Source organism: Arthrobacter sp. AOP36-A1-22, assembly GCF_052377615.1.
Classification (GTDB): Bacteria; Actinomycetota; Actinomycetes; order Actinomycetales; family Micrococcaceae; genus Arthrobacter_H.
The window spans coordinates 35939-52688 of the sequence record NZ_JBQSWX010000009.1; the positions used below are offsets into that span (position 1 = coordinate 35939).

Below are 16750 nucleotides of genomic sequence, written 5' to 3' on the forward strand. Positions count from 1 at the left end.
ACCGCCGGAATCCTCTGGGAGCCCGGGCGGCGGCTCAGAAATTGCCGCCCCCGCCTCCACCGCCGAAGCCGCCTCCGCCGAAGCCGCCTCCACCTCCGCCGCCGCCGAAGCCACCGAATCCGCCGCCTCCGAACATGCCGTCGCCGCCTCTGCCGCGCCCGCCGCCCCCGCGGAGGATCGAATCGATGAGGATGCCGCCGAGGATGGCTCCGCCCATGCCGTTCCCGCGGCCGTAGCCGCCCCGGCCGCCGCCGAAACCGCCGCCGAAGCCATCGACGTCGGACTCGGCCTGCCGAGCCGCCTGATCCGCGAGCGAGGCGGCCTGCTGGGCGCTTTGCAGCGCCTTGACGGGGTCTTGTTCGGTGAGTTGGAGTGCTTCGTTGAAATACCGTTGGGCTTCGGCCAGCCGGGTCCTGGCCGTGGCGCCGACGCCACCGCGACGGGCCCGGATGAAGTCGTCGGTGCCGTCGATCTTTCCCCGGGCGGTCTGCAGGGCGGACTGCAATGAAGCCGCAGCCCGTCGGGTTTGTTCCCGGCGGTCCCGGATCGCACCCAGCGGGCCGTCGAGGCCTTCCCGGGCGCGGGCCAGTCGGGACAGCAGGTCGCCGGGATCCACGCGTCCCTGGTGACGGGCTTCCTCGATCCGGCCGATGGTTTCCTTCAGGACGGCAGCAGGCGCCGCCAGCTCCTGGTGCTGGCCCGCATCGACCAGCGATTGGGCCTGCGTGAGGTCCTGGTGCGCCTCGGCCAGTTGGGATTCCACGTCCTCGCTCGCCTGGCCCAGGCTGGTCCCGGTCTTGCCGATGGCTGCGATGAGCACCCGGGTCTGGTCCACGGCTTCCTCCCCGGCGCGGATCGCGACGGCTGCCTCGGCCTCGGAGGAGTCTGAGGAGGACTCGGCAGCGGTCTTCAGGGAGTCCTCGATGAAATCAATGAGTTCGTCGGCCTGTTCGACGTTGTCCCTGACCTGGAGCAGCGCCGAATCCGCATACCGCTGGGCCAACCCCGTCAACGAGGACTTCGCCGTCTGCAGATCCGTGCGCAGCACCTCCAGGTGGCTCCTCAGGGACGCGGTGGCCTGGGGTAGCTTGCGTTCGAGCTCACGCAGGGAGGCAAAGTCCTCACGGTGCTCCTCGAGCGAGTCGTTGACCGCTTCGCACCGGTGGATGATGGTGCCCAGCCACTGACGCTGATCGGCTTCGGAATCGGGGATGGAATCGTCGAGCTGCTGCTGGAGTTTGAAGGATTCGCCCAGATGTTCCTTGGCTTTGGCCAGATCCGCCGCGAATGGCTTGATGGCTTCCTCGCCGAACTCGGCCAGGGCGAAATTCAATTCCTGCTCGCTGGAACGGATGGCGTCGTCCGCGGCGATCAGGAGTGGGCCGGCCTGGTGCCGGAGCTCCTCGATGCTCAACGACGCCAGCGGGTCCTGTGGTGCCGTGTCTGCCGAGCGGGGGCGACGGGATTCCCGGAGGGATTTCTTCCGGCGTCCCAGGACCCAGAGGGTTCCGCCGCCGACCACGATGACCCCGCCGATGATCCACGGCGCGGCCGAGCCGCCGGAGGACGCGGAGGCGCCGTTCCCGGACGCACCCTGGAGTTCGCCGGAGGCGGCGGCTTCGATGCCGGTGACGGCATTCTCGGCCGCGGAGGCCCAGTCGTCGGCCGTGAGCGTGTTCGAGCGCAGGTCCGGGGTGATGTACTCGGTCACGATGTCCGCATCATGGGCGGCGATTTCTCCGTTGTCGCTGGACTTCAAGCGAAGCTGCCGCGCGTCGGTGGCAATGGCCAGCACGCTGTCCGTGGTGCCCAGGCCCTTCTTCCGGGCCACGTCCTGGACCCAGGCATCCATGTCCGAAGGGTCGGAGAACTCGTCGACGTAGATGACGTAGAGGTTCAGCCCCTCGCTGTCCTGCAACTGGGTGACCGCCTGGTCGACCCGGGATGCTTCCGAACCCAGGACCCCGGCGTCGTCCACCACGTATTGGCCCGGGGGGATCGTCACCGGCGGTTCGGCGGACGCTGGTCCCGCCAAGAGCAGCATGGACAGCAACGCGAATCCGGCGGCCGCCGGAACGCGTCTGGAAATGGATCGCATGGATCACCCTTCGACGTCGGTGACGGCTGGCCAGCACCGCTGGGGGCACACGCCGGAAGGCTGCTCCCGGCGCACGATGGCCTTCGACCGTCGTCTTTGAGTCTATTGGTATGATTTGGGGCCGTCCACAGCGACGCGGCGGCGATGGCCGGCTCACGGGAACCCGTCCGTGTTCTCACAGGTTTCGCTCAGGTAAAGCTTCTCCAGGACACAGCGCACGTTGTCATAGTTGGAGTCAAGGAACTCCCAGAAAGGACACCACGTCATGAGCGAGGAACGGAACACCTTCTCCCAAGGATCGACAGGCGAACCGGAGGATGGATCCGGGACGTCCACTGGCGGCCCCGTGGTCCCGCCTCGCCCGCAGACCCCGCCCCAGGCCCCGGCGGAACCGACCACGGAACAGTACCGCTCCGTCACCGGTGAACCCCGGACCGGGACCTTCCCGGCCGGCGGCAGCCCCGGGGCGACGCCCCCTCCGACCGGTGGCGGCCACTTCCCTCCGGGAGCGGCCTTCTCCCCGGCCCCGCGCCGCCAACCCAAGCGTTTCGGGACCGCCACGCTGATTTCCGGCATGGTCATCGCCGCCCTCATCGGCGGGGGCAGTGCGGTGGGCGCCAACTATCTGATGGACGGCTCCGAGCAGCCCACGGCCAGTTCCTCGCAGAAGAGCGATGCCGTGGTCATCAACAACCCGGAGAACGTCACGGCAGTCAGCGCCGCGGCCGCCAAGGCCTCGCCCAGCGTCGTGACCATCGAAGTCGATGGTCAGAAGCAGGGAGGCTCCGGTTCGGGCATCATCCTCGATACCGACGGCCACATCCTGACCAATACGCATGTGGTCACCCTCGGGGGGACCGTCTCGGATCCGAAGATCACCGTGCGCACCAGTGACGGACAGGTCCACCAGGCCACCGTCGTCGGTACCGATCCCATGTCGGATCTCGCGGTGATCAAGATCGAGGCCGATGGCCTGCAGCCGGCCAAGCTCGGGGACTCCTCGAAGCTGAACGTCGGTGATTCGGCGATCGCCATCGGTGCCCCTCTGGGCTTGAGCGGTACCGTCACCGACGGGATCATCTCCACACTGAACCGCACGATCAGCGTCGCCTCCTCGGCGGTGCCCGATAGTTCGGCACAGAAGGACTCCTCCGATGAAGGCAACCAGTTCAACTTTGAATTCCCCGGGGAGAAGCAACAGCAGCAAAGCGCGGGCAGCGGGTCGATCTACGTCAATGTCATCCAGACCGATGCCGCCATCAACCACGGCAATTCAGGCGGGGCCCTGGTGAACACCAAAGGTGAAATCGTCGGCGTGAACGTCGCGATCGCCTCAGCCGGCGGTTCCGGGAGCACCGGGGGCGATGACAGCGGTTCGATCGGTGTCGGATTCGCCATCCCGATGGACTACGCCCACCGGATCGCCAACGACATCATCGAGGACGGCAGCGCCACCCATGGTCTGCTCGGGGTCACGGTCAAGGCCAAGCAGGCCGACTCGGGAACCCAGTTCAGTGTCGGGGCCGAAGTCCAGGAGGTCACCTCGGGCTCGCCCGCCGACAAGGCAGGGATGAAATCCGGGGACGTCATCACCAAGGTCGGAGAACGCCAGATTTCCGATAGCCAGTCGTTGACGGCAGCCATCCGTGAATACGCCAAGGGCAGCGAGGCGAAGATCACCTTCGCCCGTGGCGACGGCGAGAAGACGGTCGAGGCCACCGTGGGCGCCCTGCCCGCCGACTAGCCGGAAACCACGCCGAACCAACTGCCGCTTGGGGCCCCGACAAGGGCCGCAGGCGGCAGTTGTCGATGGGGGCCGGTTACGCTGGTCTCCGGACCGCGGTGTCACCTGCTGGCGGCACGGTCCCTGTGACGTTAGTCTTTGTTAATACCCATTAACTGGAATTCGCGGGTTGTTCCCGTGAAATCGACGGTACCGGTCGCCTACGGCCGGACGAGTCAAGTGAAAGGCAATCATGAGCGTGACAAGCGGGGCACCCCTGAAGGTGCTCGTCCTGGTCAAGCACGTCCCGGACGCGCAGTTCGACCGCCACCTGACCGGTTCCGACCATGTCATCGACCGGTCCGAGAGCATCCTGTCCGAATTGGATGAATATGCGGTCGAAGCGGCATTGCAGTTGGTGGAGGCGCGCGGAGGAGCCAAGGCCGGCCATACCGTCACCGCGCTGACGATGGGGCCGGAGCGTGCCTCGGCCGCGGTGAAGAAGTCCCTGCAGATGGGTGCCACGGACGGGGTGCACATCAACGATCCGGCCCTGGCCGGCTCTGATGCCGCAGCCACCTCGCTGGTCCTGGCCTCGGCCGTGAACCATCTGGGCGGATTCGATGTCATCATCACCGGCATGGCCTCCACCGACGGCGAGACCTCCCTGGTCCCGGCGCAGCTGGCCGAACGCCTTTCGCTGCCGCAGCTGACGATGGTCTCCTCGCTGGAACTGGGGGAGGACGGCGTGCTCACGGCCCGGCGCGATTCGGACACGACCTCCAAGACCCTGCAGGCCGCGACCCCGGCCCTGGTGTCGGTCACCGACCAGGGGGAGGAAGCGCGCTACCCGAACTTCAAGGGCATCATGGGCGCCAAGAAGAAGAAGACCGTCGCACTGTCCCTGTCGGATCTCGGGCTGGAGGCCTCGCAGGTCGGCGCCGCCGGATCGTGGACCAGGATCGAGGACGCGAGCCCGCGTCCGCCGCGGGAAGCCGGAACGGTTGTCACCGACTCCGGCAACGCCGGTGTGGAACTGGTCGACTTCCTGGCAGACAAGAAACTTCTTTAGGAGCTGAGGCGAACAGATGGCTAATATTCTGGTTTTCATCGACACCCCCACGGCACAGCCGGGCAAGGCCCAGCGCGAACTGCTCACCCTGGGCCACCGGCTCGGCGAGCCCGTGGTCGCCCTCGGCTCACCGGCTGCAGACGAAACCGTCGCCGCCTACGCAAACCTGGGGGCCACGGCCCTCTACGCCCCGGCGGGGGCGCTGGCCGGCACCCTGATCGCCGGGGAAGCAGCTTTCGTGGCCGAGGCGGCCCGCGCCTGCTCGGCCGGAGCCGTGCTCCTGCCCAACTCGGCGGATGGCAAGGAAATCGCCGCCCGGGTGGGCATCAAGCTCTCCGCCGGTGTCATCACCGATGCGGTGGATGTCACCGCCGACCTGACGGTGACCAAATCGGTGCTGGCCGGCGGGTACACCGTCAACGCCCGGGCCGTCCAGGGCACCCCGGTCATCACGGTCAAACCCAATAGCGTCGAGCCGACCGACGCAGCAGCGACGAGCCCGGAGGTCACGACCCTGGAGGTCGCCGATGCCGGCCCCGCCGCACGGGTCACCGAAACCGTCGAGAAGGCGGTCTCGGCCCGGCCGGAACTCCAGGATGCCCGCATCGTGGTTTCCGGTGGACGAGGCCTGGACGGGGACTTCACCCCGGTCGAACAGTTGGCCGATGCCCTCGGCGCCGCAGTCGGTGCCTCCCGCGCGGCCACGGATGCCGGATGGATCGAGCACTCCTACCAGGTCGGTCAGACCGGTAAGACGATCTCCCCGCAGCTCTACATCTGTGCCGGGATCTCCGGTGCCATCCAGCACAAGGCAGGGATGCAGACCTCGCAGGTCATCGTGGCGATCAACAGCGACGAGGACGCCCCGATCTTCGAGATCGCGGACTTCGGCATCGTGGGCGATGCCCGTAGCGTCCTGCCGCAGGCCGCCGCCGAGATCCAGCGTCGGAAGGGCTGAAGGAACCGTGTTCGACCCGCGACGTGAGACCGTCCGCCGGGTCTTATGCTTCGGCGCGCATCCGGATGACCTCGATTTCGGGGCGTCCGGATCCGTCGCGGCCTGGACCACCTCCGGCGTCGAGGTCCACTATTGCATCATGACCGACGGCGACGCCGGAGGCTTCGATCCTGCCCACCGCGCGGAAATCGTCTCCATGCGCCATGCCGAGCAACGCGCAGCGGCGCGCAGCGTCGGCGTCTATGACGTGCACTTTCTGGGCGAATCCGATGGGTTCCTCGAACCCTCGTTCGCAGTACAGCGCAAGATCGTGGAGATCACGCGGAAGGTACGCCCCGATATCGTGCTGGCCCAACATCCCGAACGGGATTTCACGCGCCTGCAGCGTTCCCACCCCGACCACCTGGCCTGCGGGGAAGCGGTGACCCGTGCCGTGTACCCGGCGGTGGAGAACCCCTATGCCTTCCCGGAACTGCAGGACGCCGGGCTTCAGGCTTTCAAACTGCGATGGCTGTGGCTCTACGGGGGACCCGAAGCCCGGGAAAACCATGTAGTGGACATCACCGACACCTTCGAAACGAAGCTCCAGGCCTTGCGGGCCCATTTGAGCCAGCATCCCGACGTGTCGAAGATGGAGCGGTTCGTACGGGCCAACGGGGAGTCGTTGGCCGAACGCCACGGGCTCGAGCAAGGACGGATCGCCGAGGGGTTCCACGTCGTGGAGGTCAACGCGGCCGATACCATCGCCGGATTCTGAGCCCCGCGGCCTCCTGAAGAGGCCGCGGGCCCGCCGGATCAGTGCGGCAGGTCGATCTCGAGGACCTTGGTATCGCTGGGCTCGTTGGAACCATCGACCGGTTCCGTGGTGACCAGGACGGATTCGATGTCATCGAGGGATTTGAAACCCACCGTGTCCTTGGTGTCCTTGGGGTCCAGGACCTCCACGGAACTGACCGTTCCGCCGCCGACGGACTCGACCCACACCTGGTAGGTCTGCTGGTCGGGGGCTCCGGGCAGGTCGCTCAGTTCCAACGAACCGGCATCAAGGGACTCCGAAAGGCGCAGCACGGCCTGACCTCCACCGGTGACCCCGGCCGACGTCTCGGTGACATCCGGGGCATCGGCGACCTCGCCGGCGACGTTGCGTGGCATCAGGGCAAGCACCAGGGCGGTGATGCCGATGACGACCACCAGCGCGGCGCCGACCACGAGCATCCATTTCTTCACCGGGGCCGACCGGCGTCGTACCGTTTCCTGCGAGGCATCGTCGACCAGGCCCAGACCCAGATCATCCGTGGCGTCTTCGGGCGTCCCGTAACGGAAATCCTCGGGCTCTTCGTGGTGCATGATCCTCATCCCTGGATGGTCTGGCGTTTTCTCCCCTCCCAGCTTAGGGCAGGTGGGGTCGGGGACCGATAGGGCGAGGCCGGCAGGGCGCGTCAGGCCCCGGCGAAGCCTTGTTGGCGCCACGCCTCGTAGACGACGATCGATGCCGAGTTGGCCAGGTTCAGCGAACGCCTCGAAGCCAGCATGGGCAGGCGGACCCGGGCCTCGAGGCGGGGATCGGTCTTGATCTCCGGGGAGAGCCCCACCGATTCGCGGCCGAACATCAACACGTCGGAGGGCCGGTACCCGATATCGGTGTACGTCGTTTCCCCTTCGGCCGTGAAGGCGAAGATCCGGCCGGGAGCCAACGCCTGCCAGGCGGAGTCGAGATCGGGGTGGATATGGACGTCGGCGAGATCGTGGTAGTCCAGGCCCGCCCGACGGAGCTTGGCATCGGAGAGATCGAAGCCCAAGGGCTCGACCAGATGCAGTTCGGCGCCGGTGACGGCGGCCAATCGGATGGCATTGCCGGTATTGCCGGGGATCTCGGGGGTCACGAAGAGTATGCGGAACACCGTTAGATCCTATGCCTGGTCGGGGGTCCCTGCGTGCAGGTCAGTACATTCCGCCGATCAACCGGGACAGGAGCGGGACATCGACGACATTCGGGCTGGGGCCGGTGCCCAGGAACATCTTCAATTCACGCACCAGGTTCGCGGCGTTGACCACATGGGTCAGCGAGGCGGAGGCCGGGTCGGCGCCGCGGGCATAGTCGATGACCGGTTCGTGGAGGTTGTCATCGGGGGAATGGACCACCGTCCAGCCGGTGACGTTCAACTCCGGGAAGGCCTCCTGCATCCCGCGGACCAGGGAGGCCATCCGCGGGGGATCGATGGCCTTGCCCCCCTGGTGCAACGTCGTTCCGTCCCAGCGGTAGACCCCGCGGGGCAACACCATGGAATTGACCAGCGCCAACCGGTATCCGCACAGCACGACATGGTCGATGAATCCACGGCCCGCCGGTGAATGCAGGCCGTTGACCAGCCGGGCCGCAGGAACGTGGGGCAGGATCCGGCCCGAGAGCAACCTGACGGTCCCGGCCTCGCGGGCCAACCGTGATTGCGGGGTGAACAGACCGCGCTTCCGGGGAGCCCCATGGATCTGCCGGGAGGCGACGGTCTCGGTGAGCACCGGGGTCGGGGTGCTGGAGAACGCCGGGACATAGCGCACGGAGTCGGTGGCGGTCGGTCGACGCCCACCGGCCGGCTCGGTCCTGGGGGTGCTCCGTGCGGCCGCCCGGGCGTCGGAGGCCGGGGCCTGGTAGGCGGAGGAGGTGCCGTAGCTGCGGTCATAGGCGGCCCGCGAGACCGGGTCCCGCAAGGTCTGGTAGGCCAGCGAGACGACCCGGAACGCCGCCGCGTCTCCGCCCTGGTCGGGGTGGGTGGTGCGGGCCGCCCGACGGTAGGCGGTCTTCACTTCGGCCAATGAGGCATCACGGGTGATGCCCAGGACCTCGTAATGGGTTCTTGCCGGGGACACGCCTGACCTTTCCGTGGGCGCCGAAGGGCTGCCTGATGGGTGTATCTGTTGTGCCGAACGAACGGCACCGGGAGCTGGTTCCGGATGAACCAGCGTGTTACTCGGAGTCGTGGGCCGGGGCCCTGCGGTATTCGGTGAACAACGCGCCGGCTTCCTCGAGCAGCAGGGCCAGCCTGACCGGCTGGTTCCCGGAGGTGGGCCCGGTGGCGATGCGCTGGCCTTCCCCGCCGGCCAGCACCGGGGAGACGGTCAGGCAGAGGCTATCCACCGCGTCGGCCCGCTGGAACGAGGCGAACAGGGTCGGCCCGCCCTCGGCATGGACCATCCGGTGCCCGCGCCCGCCCAACCCGGCCAGGACCTGCCGCGGGTCGACGTCGTCCGCTCCTGCGGTGATGACCTCCGCCACCCGGGAGATCGCCTCCCGGCGGGCCGGATCCGCGGGACCGGTCGTGAAGACGAGCACGGGGACCGGGGCGGAGGTGAAGAAATCGGATTCCGGATCCAGGGCCAGGGATCCGGAGACGACGGCGATGGCCGGATGGGAGGGCAGGCCGCGGTCGCGACGCCAGGCCTGGGCCTCGGCGTCGAGGAGCTTACCGGCGTAGCCCTCGGCACGAATCGTTCCGGCACCGACCAGGATCACGTCGGCATGGCGGCGCTGCAGGGCGAAGAGGCGCTGGTCGGCGTCGGTTCCCAGCCCGCCGGAGGTGCCGCCGGTGGTGGCCGCCCCGTCGGCGGAAGCCACGAAGTTGAAGCGCACCAGGGCGCGGTCCTGCGGAGCATAGAGCTCCAGGAGCTGCTCATCGGTCAGATCGGGGGATCCGTCATCGCGGCGCGGTGGAATCAGTTGCTGGACCATGGGACCAATCTATCGTCCCGGCAGCCGGGCCGGCTCGTTGACGTCGGACATGTTGTGCCGCAAATAGGCGGGTTCACGCCATCCGGCCGTGGACTCGAAGAGCCGTGCGGCCGAGACGGCTTCGGGGATGTTGTGCATGCGCAGGATCCGGGCCCCGTTCATCAGGCAGATCACCGCGGCGGACAACGACCCGCTGAGCCGTTCGGATTTGGGTTGGTCCAACGTCTCGCCGATGAAGTCCTTATTGGACACCGCGGCCAGCACCGGAAGACCCAGTGCGGCGATCTCATCCAGCCTCCGGGTCACCTCCAGGGTGTGCCGGGTGTTCTTATTCAGGTCGTGTCCGGGATCGATGATGAGCTTGCCCTCGTCGATCCCCAGGCTCCGGGCCAGTTCGACCTTGCGTTGCAGGAAGCCGGCGACGTCCTGGACCACATCCGCATAATCGGGGCGCGGGTAGACGGTGCGGGGTTTGGCCAGCGAATGCGTGATCACCAGATGCACCCCGGCATCGGCCACCACCCGGGCCAGATCCGGGTTGGAGATCCCGGTGGTGTCGTTGATGACGTCGGCGCCGGCGGCAATGGCCGCCTCGGCGACCTGCGGCTGGAAGGTGTCGGCGGAGATGATGGCATCGGTCTGCTCGCGGATGGAGCGGATCACCGGGACCACCCGGTCGGCTTCCTCCTGCCACCGGAGTTCAGGACCCGGTGCGAACGGCACCCCGCCGATGTCCAGCCACGCGGCGCCGGCCTGGACGGCAGCCAGCGAGGCATCGAGCGCGGCGTCCAGGGCAAAGGTCGCCCCGCCGTCGTAGAAGCTGTCGGGGGTGCGGTTGATGATCGCCATCACCGCGACCTGCTGCGAAAAATCGATGCGGCGATGCGCGAAGTCGTGGATCGGATGAACGAGTGGGGGGAGATACATGCTCACGGGGGGTCTGGCTCCTCGGGACGGGTCCCTTCAGTTCTACCAGCCCGGCGGCTTGTAGGGTGGAGGCATGGCCATGACGTTCGCCGGGGCAGGGCCCGGACAGTGGATCGCCCAAACACTCGAAAGGGTCCTGGCGACCCGACCGCCGGCCACCACGGCGGCCGCGCAGATCCCCGCGGGGTTCGACGCCTATGCCCGCATCTTCCATCCGGCCTCCGACGAGGACGGAAACCCCGTGCGCTGGGCGGATATCGCCCTCGAACGCGGGACCGTGCTGCATGCCGGGGCCCAGTTCTCCGCCGTCTCGGGCATCGACGACACCGGGATGGCATGGACCGAGGACGCCTGGGATGGTGAAGCGCCCGCCGGTGACGGCCTGCCGGCCACCGATCTGGCCGCCGTGGCGGAGATCATCTCCCGGCATGCGGGGCCCGAGGTGTATCTGGGGTTGTGGGACGGGTATGCCTTCATCCGGGGAGGCGACGCCGTCGAGGTCCTGGCAGCCGACGAAGCAGCCGCCGACCCCGCCACGGCCCAACGCGAGGCCCTGCTGCGGGAAGAACTCAAACGACCCGCCTTCTCCGCCCGGGTACTCGAGGGCCCGAAGCTCGAGATCGGCCCCGAAGGCTACCGTTCCTACTACCTCTTCTCCGGCAGCCTGGAGGATCTGGCCTCGCCGCTCTGGAAGGCGGGGACCGGTTTTTCCGAACGCCAAGCACCGGACCTGGCCTGGGGCGCCGACCGTTCCTGGATGTTCTCCACCGAACTGTTCGAGGACTCGACCATCATCGGGGGAGGGGCCGAGCTGATCGATGAGCTCTGCCGGGACCGGCGTCTCGAAGCCCGCGCCATCACCCTGGACACCGATCTGGGGGCCGATGGTGACCGGATCAACCCCGTTCCGGAGCTCGACGGGTACTGACATCGGCGGCTCCGGCGGTAGAATCGTGACGTGTCCGCCACCCAGCCCGTGTATTTCGATCACGCGGCGACCACGCCCATGTCGGCGTCCGCGCTCGCCGTGCTGACCCAGGAATTGAGCCGTACAGGGAACCCGTCGTCCCTGCACGGTGCAGGTCGTCGTGCCCATACCGTCGTGGAGGAAGCCCGCGAGAAGTTGGCCGCGGCCGCCGGGGCGCACTCCTCCGAGGTCATCTTCACCTCCGGCGGGACCGAATCGGACAACCTGGCGATCAAGGGCCTCTACTGGGCGCGCAATGGCGCCGACCCGGCCCGCCGCCGGATCCTGTGCAGCACCGTGGAACACCATGCCGTGCTGGATGCCGTCGAATGGCTGGCCGCCCATGAAGGGGCCGAAATCAGCTGGATCGACGTGGACTCCACCGGACGCATCCTCCTGGACCAGCTCGCCGCCGAAATCGCCAGGGATCCCGTATCGATCGCGTTGGTGACCCTGATGTGGGCCAATAACGAGGTCGGTACCGTCCAACCGGTCGCCGAGGCGGCCACGCTGGCGGCGGCCCACTCCATCCCCCTGCATTCCGACGCGGTCCAGGCGTTCACCGCCCTCGAGGTCGACTTCCGTGCGTCGGGCCTGGCCACGATGGCCATCAGCGCCCATAAGATCGGCGGGCCCGTCGGCATCGGGGCCCTGCTGGTGCGCCGGGACATCGTCCTGACCGCCGTCCAGCACGGTGGTGGCCACGAACGGGCCCTCCGCTCGGGAACCCTGAACACCGCAGCCGCTGCCTCCTTCGCCGCGGCCGCCGGTGAGGCAGTGGCCGGCCTGGCCGCCGAATCCGAGCGTCTGGCCGGGCTGCGCGATCGGCTGATCGCCGGCGTCCGCCATGCGGTTCCCGATGCCGAACTCTGCGGGCCGGCCGCCGATGGAGCCTCGGGGGAACGGCTGCCGGGCAACGCCCACTTCACCTTTCCAGGCTGCGAGGGGGACTCCTTGCTCTTCGTGCTGGACATGCTCGGGGTGCAATCCTCCACCGGGTCCGCCTGCACGGCAGGGGTGCCACGACCCAGCCACGTGTTGTTGGCCATGGGACGCACCGAGGAGGCGGCCCGCGGGGCCCAGCGGTTCACGATCGGGCACACCACCACCGAAGCCGACGTCCAGGCCCTGGTGGAGGCCTTGCCCGAAGCCCACCAACGGGCGAAACAGGCAGGTATGGCCGCCAGGAAAAGCAGCATCCAAACAGCAGGAACAGGATTAAGAGTATGAAGGTATTGGCAGCAATGAGCGGCGGGGTCGACTCCGCGGTGGCGGCAGCGCGCGCCGTGGATGCCGGGCACGACGTCGTCGGGGTGCATTTGGCGCTTTCGCGGATGCCGGGGACCCTGCGCACCGGGAGCCGGGGCTGCTGCACGGTGGAGGATTCCAACGACGCCTGGCGGGCCTGCGACAAACTGGGCATCCCGTACTACGTCTGGGACTTTTCCGAGCGTTTCAAGGAAGACGTCGTCGATGACTTCATCGCCGAATACGCCGCAGGACGCACCCCGAACCCCTGCATGCGCTGCAATGAGCGCATCAAGTTCGCGGCCCTGCTTGAAAAGGCGCTCGCCCTCGGCTTCGACGCCGTATGCACCGGCCACTACGCCAAGGTCATCACCGATGCCGAGGGGAACCCGGAACTGCACCGTGCCGCCGATTGGGCGAAGGACCAGTCCTATGTGCTCGGGGTGCTGACCCACGAGCAGCTGGGCCATTCGCTGTTCCCCTTGGCCGAAACCCCGTCCAAGGCCGAGGTGCGGGCCGAAGCCGAAAGCCGTGGTTTGTCGGTCGCGAAGAAGCCGGACAGCCACGACATCTGCTTCATTCCCGATGGGGACACCCGAGGCTGGCTCGAGGAGCGCATCGAACTGAGCGAAGGGGAGATCCTGGACCACGAAGGCAACTCCGTGGGTAGCCACCCCGGCGCCAACGCCTTCACCGTCGGGCAGCGCAAGGGGCTGAAGATCGGCCGTCCCGCCTCCGACGGCAAACCACGCTTCGTGTTGGAGATCCGGCCCAAGGACAACCAGGTCGTGGTCGGACCCAAGGAACTGCTCTCGGTCGATCGGTTGCGGGGCATCAAGGTCAGCTGGGCCGGCTTGCCGCTGAAGGAAGCGATGGCCGGCGAACGGTTCGACTGCATGGTCCAGGTCCGCGCCCACGCCGATCCGGTGGAGGCGGTGGGCTGGCTGGAAGAGGTCGCCGCGGAAGACGGTGGGACCAACCGCGAACTCGTGGTCGACGTCGACGATCCGCTCCAGGGGGTCTCCCCGGGACAGACGATGGTGATCTACCAGGGCACCCGGGTGCTGGGGCAGGCCACCATCGACACCGCCCGGAGCCTGTCCTGGGATCCGGCCAGCGTTTCCTCCTAGGAGACCGGCAGGTGGAGGCCGGATCCTAGTGGGCGGCCTCGTCGACGACACCGGTCAGCGGTCCGGCGACCTGCTCGTACTCACAGCGCACCCGTCCGGCCGGAACCGCCGGTAGCTCGCGGGGGGAATGGGTATCGCAGAAGACGAAATCGAAGTCCGGCCACCACTTCTTCGGCCGGGCGGCCTCGGAGCGGCCGCAGACCGTGCAGGTCAGATGGACCCAGACCGGTCGTTTGCCCTGCCGGTTCTGCATCGACTGGACCAGCCATGGTGGGGGATCGGCCTGCAGCTCGGCGAGTTCGGATTCCTCCAGCCGGCTGGGGATCCCGTGTCGGGTGGCCATCTCGAGGGGGATGTCCAGGGCAATCGCGGCGTCTCGTCTACTCATCATGGCCCCTCCACTGTAGGCCATCCGCCCCGGCCGTCCCGTCGCGGGACTACGCTGGAATGGACCTTTCCTCCCCGACCCCCGAGGTGCTCGCGCATGCGATCCGTCCGCCTGAAACCGATCGTCCTCTATATCGTGATCGCCTACGTGCTGGCCTGGCTGGTGGCACTGCCGCTGTGGCTCGGCGGCCAGGGCCTGGGCGATCCGTTGTTCACGGTCTATGCGCTGGTCATGATGCTCACCCCGACGGCGGCGGCCCTGCTGGTCACCCGCTTCGCCGAACCGAAGGCGCAGCGTCCCGGAGGGCCGGGGATCGCCCGCAGCCTGGGCCTCTGGCCGCTGAAGCCCGTGGGCCCCTTCCTCGCCTTCCTGGCCGCCGGCTGGCTGCTACCGATGCTCCTGGTGGTCGGTGGGCTGCTCCTGGGAGCCCTCCTGGGACTCTATCCGGCCGATGTCACCCACCTGCCGGTACTCCGTGGCCTCATGGCCCAGCAGGCCCCTCAGGCCGCCCGGGAGATCATGTCCATGCCCACCGCAGTACTGCTGGGCACGCAACTAGTGAGCATCCTGGTCGGGTCGATCATCAACATGGTTCCGGCGCTGGCCGAGGAGATCGGCTGGCGGGGGTGGCTGGTGCCCCGGCTGGAACCCTGGGGAAAAACTGCCACCGTCCTCATCTCGGGGATCATCTGGGGACTATGGCACGCCCCGCTGATCCTGTTGGGGTACAACTACCCGGGGGTCCCCGGAGGATTGAGCCTGCTGGCGATGACCGGGATGACGATCAGCTTCGGCGCCGTATTCGCCTGGTTGCGGATGGCCTCCGGGAGCGTCTGGCCGGCCGCCCTGGCCCACGGGTCCTTCAACGCCGCGGCGGGGTTGTATGTGGTGTTCGCGGCCACCTCGGATCTGGACCTGCTCGTCGTGGCGCCGCTGGGTTGGACCGGGTGGATCCTTCCACTGGTCCTGGCGGTCCTGCTGCTGTGGAAACTGCCGGTCAAGCGGGCACGCACCACGTAACACCGTCGGGCCCCGGGCCACTCCCAACTAGGATGGGACCCATGAGCAACGAGCCGCACGCCCAGCCCGCCCCGGGCGAGGACTACGACCCCACCGCCTCCTCCCTGTCCGGGAGCGTGGACCCCGAAATCATGCAGGAACTGTTGTCGGTGCGCGGCAGCATCGACAATATCGACGCCACCCTGATCTATCTGCTGGCCGAGCGGTTCAAGGCCACGCAGAAGGTCGGCCATCTCAAGGCCGAACACCAGCTGCCCCCGGCGGATCCGAACCGCGAAGTCGCCCAGATCGCCCGACTGCGCCGGCTGGCCGGCGAGGCACATCTGGACCCGGCCTTCGCCGAGAAGTTCCTGAACTTCGTGATCGACGAGGTCATCCGCCATCATCAGGCCATTTCGGCCTCCCGCGCCCCCGAGGGAGGCGAGGACCGCTGAGCAGCGTCCGCGTCACCGGTCAGGGGCCGTTGCCCGGCACCGACCCGCTCGAATCGACCCGCATCATCCGCGGTGAGCTGGGCGAGCCCCATCTGCCGCATCTGGTCCAGCTGCCCGATCGGGGCGTCGGCTCCGATGCCGTGGGCCGTACGGCCGCCCTGCTCACCGAACTCTATGTCGAGGTCCGACCCCACGGTTGGCGTCTGACCGACCGCCCCGGGCTGGATCACCGCCGCGCCGTTTCCGCCTTGGGCACCGACCTGGGGGTGATGGCCGACGTCGTCGGGGCCGCCGGAACCGACCCCGGGGCCCTGAAGCTCCAGCTGAGGGGGCCGCTGTCCCTGGCGGCAGGGATCTCGTTGCACCAGGGGGAGAAGATCCTCTCCGATGCCGGGGCCCGCCGGGATCTGGCCGATTCCCTGGCCGAGGGGGCCGCGAGGCATCTGCAGGACGTCCGTCGGGTCACCGGGGCGTCCGCGCTGACCGTGGTCGTGGAGGAACCCGGCGCCGCCGCGGTCCTGGGCGGTGCGGTCCCCACCGCCAGCGGATACCGCAGCCTGCGGGCCGTGGACCGGCAGGAAGCAGGCAGGCACTGGAAGGTCCTGGTCGAGGCACTCCACCAGGCCGGGGCGGAAACCGTGATCCTGGCCCCGGGGACCGGATTCCCCGGGGGAGGCCCCTCCTGGCCCGAACTGATCACCGAGGCCCTGGCCGTGGGGTTCGACACCATCTGCCTTCACGGGCGGGCCGATATCGCCGCCTGGGAACGCTGCGCCGAACTCCTGGACCAGGGCGGACGGCTCTGGCTCGAAACCCTGGACCCGGGTCAGGAACTCCCCGGTGTCTCCGCCGCCGTGGAGACGGTCCACCGGCACTTCCGCAGGATGGGACTACCCGATGCCCTGCTCGGGGCCCTGACCCTCATGCCGGCCCCCGGACTGGAAGCAACGACCCCAGAGACCACCCGCCGCGTGCTGCGCCGGCTCACCCGGACGGCGGACGCCCTGGACCAGGTCCGGCTGGGCGGCTGAGACACCCCCCGTGGAGGAAGGCCTGGAGAC

General features: G+C 68.1%; 17 protein-coding genes. 10 read left to right on the top strand and 7 right to left on the bottom strand.

Annotated elements, in window-relative coordinates:
* Positions 1 to 34: 34 nt before the first annotated feature.
* Positions 35 to 2098, bottom strand: coding sequence for a TPM domain-containing protein (locus ACT3S2_RS07465; RefSeq protein ID WP_444561471.1), 2064 nt, complete (start codon positions 2096 to 2098; stop codon positions 35 to 37).
* A gap of 265 nt (positions 2099 to 2363) precedes the next feature.
* Between ACT3S2_RS07465 and ACT3S2_RS07470 the strand changes: the two genes are divergently transcribed.
* The 4 genes from ACT3S2_RS07470 (at position 2364) to ACT3S2_RS07485 (ending at position 6608) form a co-directional block, all read left to right on the top strand.
* Entirely contained in the window at positions 2364 to 3842 is a 1479-nt protein-coding gene (locus tag ACT3S2_RS07470) for a trypsin-like peptidase domain-containing protein (RefSeq protein ID WP_444561472.1), read from the top strand.
* Positions 3843 to 4074: 232 nt separating this feature from the next.
* Positions 4075 to 4893: an electron transfer flavoprotein subunit beta/FixA family protein gene (locus ACT3S2_RS07475; protein WP_444561473.1), complete on the top strand. Its 819-nt coding sequence runs from the start codon at positions 4075 to 4077 to the stop codon at positions 4891 to 4893.
* A gap of 16 nt (positions 4894 to 4909) precedes the next feature.
* Positions 4910 to 5851 carry an electron transfer flavoprotein subunit alpha/FixB family protein gene (locus ACT3S2_RS07480; RefSeq protein ID WP_444561474.1) on the top strand — a complete coding sequence of 314 codons (942 nt, stop codon included), beginning with the start codon at positions 4910 to 4912 and terminating at the stop codon, positions 5849 to 5851.
* 7 nt (positions 5852 to 5858) lie between these two features.
* Positions 5859 to 6608 carry a PIG-L deacetylase family protein gene (locus tag ACT3S2_RS07485; RefSeq protein WP_444561475.1) on the top strand — a complete coding sequence of 250 codons (750 nt, stop codon included), beginning with the start codon at positions 5859 to 5861 and terminating at the stop codon, positions 6606 to 6608.
* Positions 6609 to 6646: 38 nt separating this feature from the next.
* Here the strand turns inward: ACT3S2_RS07485 and ACT3S2_RS07490 are convergent, their stop codons facing one another.
* From ACT3S2_RS07490 to folP, 5 genes are all read right to left on the bottom strand, one after another.
* On the bottom strand, positions 6647 to 7198 hold the full coding sequence (locus ACT3S2_RS07490) for an anti-sigma factor (RefSeq protein WP_444554358.1): 552 nt from the start codon (positions 7196 to 7198) through the stop codon (positions 6647 to 6649).
* Positions 7199 to 7290: 92 nt separating this feature from the next.
* On the bottom strand, positions 7291 to 7752 hold the full coding sequence (locus tag ACT3S2_RS07495) for a tRNA (cytidine(34)-2'-O)-methyltransferase (protein ID WP_444554359.1): 462 nt from the start codon (positions 7750 to 7752) through the stop codon (positions 7291 to 7293).
* Between the two features lie 40 nt (positions 7753 to 7792).
* On the bottom strand, positions 7793 to 8716 hold the full coding sequence (locus ACT3S2_RS07500) for a J domain-containing protein (RefSeq protein WP_444561476.1): 924 nt from the start codon (positions 8714 to 8716) through the stop codon (positions 7793 to 7795).
* A gap of 97 nt (positions 8717 to 8813) precedes the next feature.
* Positions 8814 to 9575, bottom strand: a complete 762-nt coding sequence (locus tag ACT3S2_RS07505) for a dihydrofolate reductase family protein (RefSeq protein ID WP_444561477.1) — start codon at positions 9573 to 9575, stop codon at positions 8814 to 8816.
* A gap of 9 nt (positions 9576 to 9584) precedes the next feature.
* Positions 9585 to 10502: a dihydropteroate synthase gene (folP, locus tag ACT3S2_RS07510; protein WP_444554426.1), complete on the bottom strand. Its 918-nt coding sequence runs from the start codon at positions 10500 to 10502 to the stop codon at positions 9585 to 9587.
* A 73-nt stretch (positions 10503 to 10575) separates the two neighbouring features.
* On the opposite strand from folP, the gene ACT3S2_RS07515 reads away from it, so the two are divergent.
* The 3 genes from ACT3S2_RS07515 to mnmA are packed head-to-tail and all read left to right on the top strand — an operon-like array spanning position 10576 to position 13847.
* Positions 10576 to 11430 (top strand): hypothetical protein, encoded by an 855-nt coding sequence (locus ACT3S2_RS07515; RefSeq protein WP_444561478.1) that lies wholly within the window; start codon positions 10576 to 10578, stop codon positions 11428 to 11430.
* A 30-nt stretch (positions 11431 to 11460) separates the two neighbouring features.
* Positions 11461 to 12699 (top strand): cysteine desulfurase family protein, encoded by a 1239-nt coding sequence (locus ACT3S2_RS07520; protein WP_444561479.1) that lies wholly within the window; start codon positions 11461 to 11463, stop codon positions 12697 to 12699.
* Complete coding sequence (mnmA, locus tag ACT3S2_RS07525) at positions 12696 to 13847, top strand: tRNA 2-thiouridine(34) synthase MnmA (RefSeq protein WP_444561480.1); 1152 nt, start codon at positions 12696 to 12698, stop codon at positions 13845 to 13847. Before ACT3S2_RS07520 ends, mnmA begins: the two co-directional genes overlap by 4 nt.
* A 25-nt stretch (positions 13848 to 13872) precedes the next feature.
* On the opposite strand, the gene ACT3S2_RS07530 is transcribed toward mnmA, so the two are convergent.
* Entirely contained in the window at positions 13873 to 14238 is a 366-nt protein-coding gene (locus tag ACT3S2_RS07530) for a hypothetical protein (RefSeq protein WP_444561481.1), read from the bottom strand.
* Between the two features lie 93 nt (positions 14239 to 14331).
* On the opposite strand from ACT3S2_RS07530, the gene ACT3S2_RS07535 reads away from it, so the two are divergent.
* The 3 genes from ACT3S2_RS07535 to ACT3S2_RS07545 are packed head-to-tail and all read left to right on the top strand — an operon-like array spanning position 14332 to position 16720.
* Positions 14332 to 15255, top strand: coding sequence for a lysostaphin resistance A-like protein (locus ACT3S2_RS07535; RefSeq protein WP_444561482.1), 924 nt, complete (start codon positions 14332 to 14334; stop codon positions 15253 to 15255).
* Between the two features lie 41 nt (positions 15256 to 15296).
* Positions 15297 to 15689 (top strand): chorismate mutase, encoded by a 393-nt coding sequence (locus ACT3S2_RS07540; RefSeq protein ID WP_444554368.1) that lies wholly within the window; start codon positions 15297 to 15299, stop codon positions 15687 to 15689.
* Positions 15690 to 15718: 29 nt separating this feature from the next.
* On the top strand, positions 15719 to 16720 hold the full coding sequence (locus ACT3S2_RS07545; RefSeq protein WP_444561483.1) for a hypothetical protein: 1002 nt from the start codon (positions 15719 to 15721) through the stop codon (positions 16718 to 16720).
* Positions 16721 to 16750 lie beyond the last annotated feature (30 nt).